Genomic DNA, 8,437 nt, shown 5'->3' with positions numbered 1-8,437 from the left:
CCACCCTGCCCACTATGGATACCGGTCGAACTGGAGTAGTAAACAGACTTTATGATCAACGAACAGTTTTTAAATAGCCTCGGTGCCTTTGGCAGCGTATTCTTCCTTCTGCTTGCCCGCTTCAGCACCACCTTTGCGTCCATATCCTTCTTTCGACGCGAACTCCTGCCTGCCCGGATTAGCCTGCTGTTGTCCATTGTATTGAGTACATTTGTCATGCTTTACGATGTTATAGGGCAGAATATCCCCCATATCCCATCCGGAGCGTTGTTTCTCAGTCTGGCGGTGCAGGTAGCCCTGGGCCTGCTCACGGGCTTTATTCTCAACCTCTTTGTTGACGTCTTTCTTGCGCTTGGGCAGATTATTTCAATCCAGTCCGGTCTGGGGTTTGTCAACCTGTTCGTGCCCAGAGTGGGCTCCATTACGCCTTTGTCGCAGTTCTTCTTTATTACCGCCACGCTGATTTTTTTCGAATTGAACGGCCATCTGCTGCTGGTTAAAATGATCATTGAATCCTGCAGGGCACAGTTGCTTGGAGTAGGGCACCTTGATATGGATGTGCTGCGTCAGGTGATGATTTATACCAAGGTTATTTTCAGCGCGGCTCTGATGCTGTCGCTCGCGGTCATCATTGCCTTGCTGGTTGCCAACATTACGCTGGCCATCATGACCAAATTTTCGCCCCAGCTCAATATTTTTTCCATTGGTATCACCATTTCTCTGATCACGGGCTTTTTCATGCTGTATCTTTGTTTTGATGCCATCAGTGAAAACGGGCGCATTTTATTGAATGATATTCTGCAGTTTTGCGGTTTTGTGATGAAAAATCTTCTTATCAGGTGATGAGATATGAGTGAAGAAGCTCAGGAAAAGCAGTATCAGCCCTCGTTAAAACGGCTGGAAGAATTAAAAAAGAAAGGGACCTTTCTCCGTTCGCGTGATCTGAACGGTGGGGCGATCATTATGATTGCCATCATCATTATCCTGGTCATGCTGACCAGTTTTTACCAGGTTATCAGCAGCAGCTTCGTGCTGTCTTTTACCCAGTTCGACACGCTCGAGCATCTGAGCGAAGCACCAGATTTTCTCTATAAACGACTGGCCCTGAAAAATTTTTACATGCTGCTGCCACTCATCATAGCGCTGTTTTGCGTGCCATTTGTCTTTGCTTTTGCCTTTGGCGGCTTTGGCTTATCCTGGCAGCTGGTTAAATTTAAAATGGAGCGTATTAATCCCTTTAAAAATCTGGGGAGGATTTTTTCCTTTAGCAACCTGATCGAAATCGTTAAATCCGTCGCCAAGTTTCTTTTGTTTATTTCGCTGCTGCTTTTTTTCATTCAGGCTAATCGCGATGAACTGCCTGCCCTGACTGGCTTTCGTGACGAACAGCTGGTCAGTCGAGGCTTTGATCTGATCAGGGGCTATCTGCTGCTGATTGTCACGGGGACGGGTCTTATCGTTGCCATAGACATGCTGTACAGCTTTTTCAGCTTCCAGAAAAAAATCAAAATGTCGCATCAGGAAATGAAGGATGAACACAAGGAAACCGATGGCAGCCCTGAAACCAAACGGCGAATTCGCGAAGTTCAGCTGGCCATATCGCGTCAGCGCATTCAAAGGGATGTGCCCGGTGCCACGGTGATTATCACCAACCCTACCCACTATGCGGTAGCACTTAAGTACGACGACAGGCAGGATAAGGCGCCCAGAATCGTGGCCATGGGTGTGGACACCGTGGCGGCAGAGATTCGCCTGATTGCCATTAAGCACGCCATACCCATCTATGAGGCACCGCAACTGGCTCGCGCCATCTATTATACTGGAAAACCTGGCGCTTATATTCACCAGGATCTTTACATGGCGGTAGCAATAGTGCTTTCATACATCGTTCAGTTAAAAGATTATCAAATGGGCCTCGGTGCGAAACCGGCCTGGGTCACGGATTTGAAAATTCCGAAAGAATTACATTTTGATCTATAAAAAGGATTTGAAGACGTCATGTTAAAGGGAATGGTTAATGTCAGGCAGTTAAGAACAGTCAATCTGGGATCCGCCTTTCTGATTATCGCCATGTTGCTGATGATCGTGATTCCGCTGCCACCGGTTGTTCTGGATTTGCTTTTTTCATTCAATATCACGCTGTCGCTCATCATTCTGATGGCCTGTATTTACATCGTCAGCCCATTAGAGTTCAGTCTGTTTCCGACCATACTGCTTATCACAACCCTGTTGCGCCTGACGCTGAATATTGCCTCCACGCGCGTGGTTCTGCTGCACGGACATGAAGGCCCCTACGCAGCCGGAGAGGTTATTCGTGCCTTTGGTGAGGTGGTGATTGGCGGTAACTTTGTGGTGGGTATGATCATCTTTATCATTCTGATGATCATCAACTTCATCGTCATCACCAAGGGCGCGGGGCGAATTTCTGAGGTAACGGCGCGTTTTACCCTTGATGCCATGCCCGGCAAGCAAATGTCCATCGATGCGGATTTAAATGCCGGTGTCATCAATCAGGACGAAGCCAAACGTCGCCGAAAGCAGGTTATCCAGGAGTCGGAATTTTACGGTTCCATGGACGGTGCCAGTAAATTTGTGCGCGGTGATGCGATTGCCGGTCTCTTAATTCTGTTCATCAACATGATTGGCGGGATCATCATCGGGGTATTTCAGAACGGTATGACCTTTGAGGCTGCGGTCGAGAACTTTTCGATTCTGACCATCGGTGATGGTCTGGTCGCGCAGATACCCTCGCTGTTGCTGTCGATATCGGCGGCCATCATCGTCACACGTGTTTCTACTGACGAAGACATCAGCCAGCAAACTCTGACGCAGCTGTTTACCAATCCCAGACCTCTGCTGGTTACGTCCGTTATTCTGCTCAGCCTGGCATTGATTCCTAAAATGCCTCACATGCCTCTGATGATTTTTTCCCTGCTGGTTCTGGTGCTGGCATCCTGGATTGAGAAAAAGAAAGCCGCCCCTGCTAAAAGCAAGACTGGCACGGAGGCAAGTCTACCAGAGGAAAGTCAGATACGTGTGGAAACGGATCTTGACTGGAGTGATGTCGCTATTATTGACCGGATTTCACTTGAAATAGGGTATGGTCTGATAAGCCTCGTTGGCATGAAAAAGGACGGGCAGCTGATCTCGAGGATCAAGGGCATCCGTAAAAAAATATCGCGGGATTATGGTTTTCTGATACCGACCATTCACGTCAAGGACAACATCAATCTACCGCCCAACACCTACCGCGTGCATCTGAAGGGCGTTATGGTCGCTGAGGCGAATGTGTATCCGGATAAATTTCTGGCCATTAATCCCGGACACATCACCGAAACCCTGCCCGGTGTGCCCTGCAAGGATCCGTCTTTTAATCTGGATGCATTCTGGATTGCCGAGGAGCAGAAGGACTATGCACAGGGACTCGGCTTTACCATTGTCGATGTCAGCACGGTGATTGCCACCAACATTAATCAGATCATCCGTGAAAATCTCTCCCATATTCTGGGATATGAAGAAGTGCATCAGCTGATCAGCCGTCTGGCCAATCAGGATCCGAAGCTGGCCGAGGCCTTTACCTCCCCCGCAACGGGGATTCCCCTGACGATTATATTCAGCGTATTGCAGAAACTATTGCAGTCCGGCGTGCCGATTATTGATTTTCGGACCATCGCGGAAAAAATGGTGGATGCCTGGTCTAAATCCAAGGATCAGGATATTCTGACCGATGCGGTTCGGGTAGCCCTGAAGCATCTGATTGTTTACAGCATCTGCGGCAGCGAAAAAGAGCTTCCTGTTGCGGTGCTCGATAATGATCTGGCACAGATATTGCTGAAGTCTATTCAAATGAATCAGGGGGCAGGGGAGAAGATGGTAGTTTTAGAACCCTCTCTGACCGAAAAAATATACACCCGTCTGCTGGAGTATGTACAAACCTGTCATTTAAAGTCGTTACCGGTGATTATGCTGTTAACCAACGAGTTAAGACCTCTGTTGGAGCGCTTGTTCAGACCGACTATTCCCAATATGCATTTTTTGTCTTTTTCTGAAATTCCTGAAGACAAACAAATAAAAATTATTGAGAAGGTTGGTTAAAGGAGACTGGTATTTTGCAAGGGATCGAGTGTTATAAGCACGTTGAGCAGGACAAGGGAGACTTGTCCGGCTTTGTTATGACGTACAGTCCATTGATTAAACGCATAGCCAATCACATAAAATGCCGTTTGCCCGCCACCATTGAGCTGGATGATTTGCTGCAAGCGGGCCTGATTGGATTGCTGGAGGCCCGCACCCATTTTTCGGATGAGGGCGGTGCGGCCTTTGAAACCTATGCCTCCATCAAAATACGTGGGGCCATGATTGATGAAGTGAGACGAAACACGGGTATTACGCGTGATATCAGCCAGAACATGAAAAAAATTGCCATGGCTAAATCGCTGCTGGAAAATCAGGATGAGGACAGCATTTTGATCAGTCCACGGGCCTTGTCTGACAAGATGGGCATCAGCGAAAAAAAATACACGCATATGGTGTCGGAAATCAACGCGTATCAGGCCGTGAGCATGAACGACGTGGGCAGCATAGACGACATCCCCTGTTCCAGATCACCCGACCCGCTGGCCAACGTAGAGCGCGACAGTATACGGGCTTCGATTAAGGCCTTAATCAGCACCCTGCCCAAACGCGAACAGCAGGTGCTGGCGCTGTATTACAACGAACAGCTGAGTTTTAAGGAAATCGCAGACATACTGGATTTGACCGAAGCACGGATTTCCCAGATTCACTCTCTGTCTCTGGAGAAGATAAAAAAAAGATATGGATATACGCACGGGGAATGAATATACGCTCCCTTGTGCGCCGAATGACTTAACGTAGGTTGGGCCTTGGCCCAACAATTAACCTGGATGCCAATTCCATGTTGGGCCAAGGCCCAACCTACGTATCAACATGTATTGTTTTAATCATTCGGCGCTCCAGGGTTTACAACAGACACGCTCAAGGTGCCATCATGAAACATTATGTTGCTGTCGCTGTTGGGTTATTATTTATCTGTCAAAATGCCTGGTGCATACAGCGTTACGGCGAACGCATCTGCCACGAGGCACCGTATCGTTGCCAGACGATTAAGCGTGGAGACAGTTGGGCGCAGTTATTTCCCGATCCAGTTCAGCGTGATCTGGTGAAACGTGTGAACCGCATGAATGTTTTCCTGCAACCTGACATGATTATCGCTGTTCCGAAAAATCTGGCCAGTGTGCAGGTCAACGATCTGGCTCCTTTCGCACAGACAATCAAGGCCGATGGCGATAAGCGTATTATCATCAATCTGGCTGCCTTTGCCTGGGCTGCCTATAATGAGCAAGGGCATCTGCTTAAATGGGGGCCGATATCACCAGGGGCGAAAAAATGTCTGGATATTGCTGAAGGCTGCACCACTCCTGAGGGTGAGTATTACGTTACACGCAAAGACGGCGAAGACTGCCTGTCGAAAAGTTACCCCCACCGCATCAGCGGTGTGCGGGGCGGTGGTGAAATGCCCTGGTGTATTTATTTTTATAAGGGCTATGCTTTACATGGAAGTTCTGAGCTGCCGGGTTACGAAGCCAGTTATGGCTGTGTGCGCATGCTCGTTGAAGACGCTGAATGGCTAAACAGACAGTTTGTTGATCTCCCTACGGCTGGGAAACCAGGAACCCGGGTGATCATCAAATCCAGTTAATGACAATGACAAGGAGAACGTCGTGAAATACCTAATGCTTTGCATGACCTTTTTTATTGGAACGGCCTTTGCCGATACAACCCCTCCCGACATGGTAACCAAAGTGATTGCCATCCAGTATTTGCAGGCAGATGCTCTGGCTAAGCAGTTAAAGCCCTTGCTCGGCCCCGGTGAAACGATCACCAGCAGTGGTTCTTCCCTGATTGTCAACGTGTCGCCCAATACGCTGACGCGTATTCGTCCGGTGATCCATCAGCTTGACGTGCCACCGGTAGTGTTCAATATCAGTATTCATCAAGGCAGCAACGACTGGCTGAATCAGGGCGGCGGCAGTTCCGTAACCTACAGCGCGACCTCCAACAGCGAAGCTGCGAATAACCAGTCGGTCAGCGTTATGAGTGGTCAGAGCGCCTTTGTGGCGACCGGTTCAGACCGGCCTGTGATCAGCGGCGTATCCGGTGGCTGGGTGCCTGGTGTTTCCTATGAACAAAAATCGGAAACTCAGGGCTTTTATATTGCCCCGGTCATGCAGGGTTCCCGTGTAAAAATCACCATTCACCGTGTGAGAGATCAGGCTAATGCCACCGACACTCAGCAATCCAGCAACCAGGCTGTCGACACCACCACGATGGTTCCGCTCGATACCTGGGTTAAACTCGGCTCACCCAATCAGGGAAATAATGATAACAACAACGCCGAAGCAGGGGATGCAACCACATACACCGCATCTAATTCCTATAATAATCAGGCGGCTTTGTATATTAAAATCAGCGTAACGCCGCAGTAAGGAAATCGGCGTAAAGCTGCCTGCAAATGGCAAAACCCTGTCATGCCCGCGAAAGCGGGCACTTCCAGTTAGCCTTATGTTTTCTTGACACTCACATCATAACCGGCGCTTCCCGTTGGTTATCCTTCGTTGAGCTGGAAGCCTGGGAGGGCTCACGTCTTGCGAAAAATGCTCCTGAGGTAGATGAAGACAAGGCTCTGGAGTTATCCCTTTTTGCAAATTCTGCTATTTTTTTGTCAATGTTATCAAGTCTGCTTTTTAACTCATCTCGCTCAATGAACAATTCCAGTAATGCATCCGGCGTTTCCTGCAAATCTTCATCCGTTATCTCACATATTTTATCAAGCATAAAAATTTGTTTGATGATTGCCATCATTCGAGCTATGTCGTGCACTTTAATGCCCATCTTATCACGCAGGCCAGCCTGTTTATCAGCTACCAGTCTGCTGTAATAATCGCCATGTGCATGTTTGTCCGGCTTTACAAACTCAAGTAAACAATAGGCTATAACCAGTTGCTGCTGTGTTTCAAACACTCGTGCAGCATTAAATAAAACAGCAGAGTCCGATGTCGGCAACTCATTAAAAAACAAAAAATCTCTTGGTGATCTCGCTGCCAGAGAGGCTGTCATTTGTTCTGTGAGCAAAGCATCTCCGCTGTAGGGTATATATTTAGACGCGTTGCTGCAGTACTTATTAAAAACAAATACTTTTGTCTTTGTATTGAGAACTTTTGTATCGCGATAATATTGTGCTAAAAATAAATAGAATTCCGAAGCGGTCTTTTTGTCACTATGGAACAATCTTGACATTTTAATTGACCAGTTAGTGTAAGCGCCTTCGAAATCAGTTCTTAAAGTGTTGCCGATGCTATCAATTTTTTTACATAATTTTTCAACAAGCTCTTGACAGCCCTGTCTAAGAAAAAATTTTGCAAGATGAAGCAATACTTTCGGATCATTGTCATTACTGTCCAGCATGCTGAGCAATTCATCTTTATCAATCGGCTCCAGTACGTTCTGCAAGAAAACATCGTTTAGCTGGTCAATATTATTTCTTCCCCACTCAAGCACGAGCCTGAAAAAATTAATTTTATCATCAAGCGTGTTGAGTGGCGCCAATCGGATCAAATGTGGGTATGGATCGTTGCTTGCGTGGCGGGAGGGTGGAACTTTTTTAAATAATGTAATTGCCTCATCAGTTCTGGACAGCTCTTCCAGCCTGCAGGCAACAGGAAAGCAGTAGTGGGAACTGGTTACCCACGAAAATATTTTCACCGCTTTCTCAAAATCCAATTTCTCCGTGAGCGTTGCATACCAGGCAAGCTCATTGTCGTTCAGCATACCATACACAAATGTAAGCACTGTCTGAAGATCATCTTCACCCAATTCGAGGATGTTGTTATTCACGAGCTCCAGTAATTGGACTGTCGGCACACAATCTCTAAAGGTAAAGACAACCAGTTTTTCATTATCCGATAATACACTTTGATATGGATAGTAATGAGTACTATGGGCAAGCCAGGCATCCTTTGTTGTTTTGTGTTCAATAGCAACGTTAAATACGCACTCATGCCCAGGCTCATCATGCGGTGGCTCACGAAAAATATAAATTGACTGAACCAAAGCGGAATGTTCAAACGTTACAACAATACCCTGTTTATCAATTACACCAAATTGTTCCAAGTCACTGTTTTCAATAGGTCTGATGTTTTTTAATACAAGAGATGAGGTGTTTTCTGGAATAACCTCTGATGAAGATGCAGCCATAATTACTCCCTGTGATGTATGCCTGCTGGAAATAGTACATTGTAGGTGAATGAAAGAATAGCTGTATCCGCATTATTAACCGCTGTTGCCCTGTTGTGTAGCCAGTTCATTGCCCAAATACCCTAAGATATTGCGATCAACATCTATAGCGGGATGCAGGGCT

General features: G+C 47.1%; 7 protein-coding genes. 6 read left to right on the top strand and 1 reads right to left on the bottom strand.

The features are described from left to right. Positions 1–51: 51 nt before the first annotated feature. The 6 genes from ACQUTA_RS05755 (at position 52) to ACQUTA_RS05730 (ending at position 6,506) form a co-directional block, all read left to right on the top strand. The gene (locus ACQUTA_RS05755; protein WP_444987262.1) at positions 52–843 is read left to right on the top strand and encodes a flagellar biosynthetic protein FliR; all 792 of its coding nucleotides are present in this window, start codon (positions 52–54) and stop codon (positions 841–843) included. A gap of 6 nt (positions 844–849) precedes the next feature. Then, positions 850–1,980 carry an EscU/YscU/HrcU family type III secretion system export apparatus switch protein gene (locus tag ACQUTA_RS05750; RefSeq protein ID WP_444987261.1) on the top strand — a complete coding sequence of 377 codons (1,131 nt, stop codon included), beginning with the start codon at positions 850–852 and terminating at the stop codon, positions 1,978–1,980. Positions 1,981–1,998: 18 nt separating this feature from the next. Then, entirely contained in the window at positions 1,999–4,095 is a 2,097-nt protein-coding gene (gene flhA, locus ACQUTA_RS05745) for a flagellar biosynthesis protein FlhA (protein ID WP_444987260.1), read from the top strand. 14 nt (positions 4,096–4,109) lie between these two features. Then, positions 4,110–4,838, top strand: coding sequence for an RNA polymerase sigma factor FliA (fliA, locus tag ACQUTA_RS05740; RefSeq protein ID WP_444987259.1), 729 nt, complete (start codon positions 4,110–4,112; stop codon positions 4,836–4,838). A 170-nt stretch (positions 4,839–5,008) separates the two neighbouring features. Continuing rightward, entirely contained in the window at positions 5,009–5,719 is a 711-nt protein-coding gene (locus tag ACQUTA_RS05735; RefSeq protein WP_444987258.1) for a L,D-transpeptidase, read from the top strand. A 22-nt stretch (positions 5,720–5,741) separates the two neighbouring features. Continuing rightward, positions 5,742–6,506, top strand: a complete 765-nt coding sequence (locus ACQUTA_RS05730) for a type II/III secretion system protein (protein WP_444987257.1) — start codon at positions 5,742–5,744, stop codon at positions 6,504–6,506. Between the two features lie 91 nt (positions 6,507–6,597). Here ACQUTA_RS05730 and ACQUTA_RS05725 read toward each other — a convergent pair whose 3' ends face one another. Next, the gene (locus ACQUTA_RS05725) at positions 6,598–8,274 is read right to left on the bottom strand and encodes a hypothetical protein (RefSeq protein WP_444987256.1); all 1,677 of its coding nucleotides are present in this window, start codon (positions 8,272–8,274) and stop codon (positions 6,598–6,600) included. Between the last annotated feature and the right edge of the window lie 163 nt (positions 8,275–8,437).

The sequence above is a fragment of the Legionella navarrensis genome, assembly GCF_052527415.1.
This window is presented reverse-complemented; position numbering and strand designations above follow the sequence as displayed.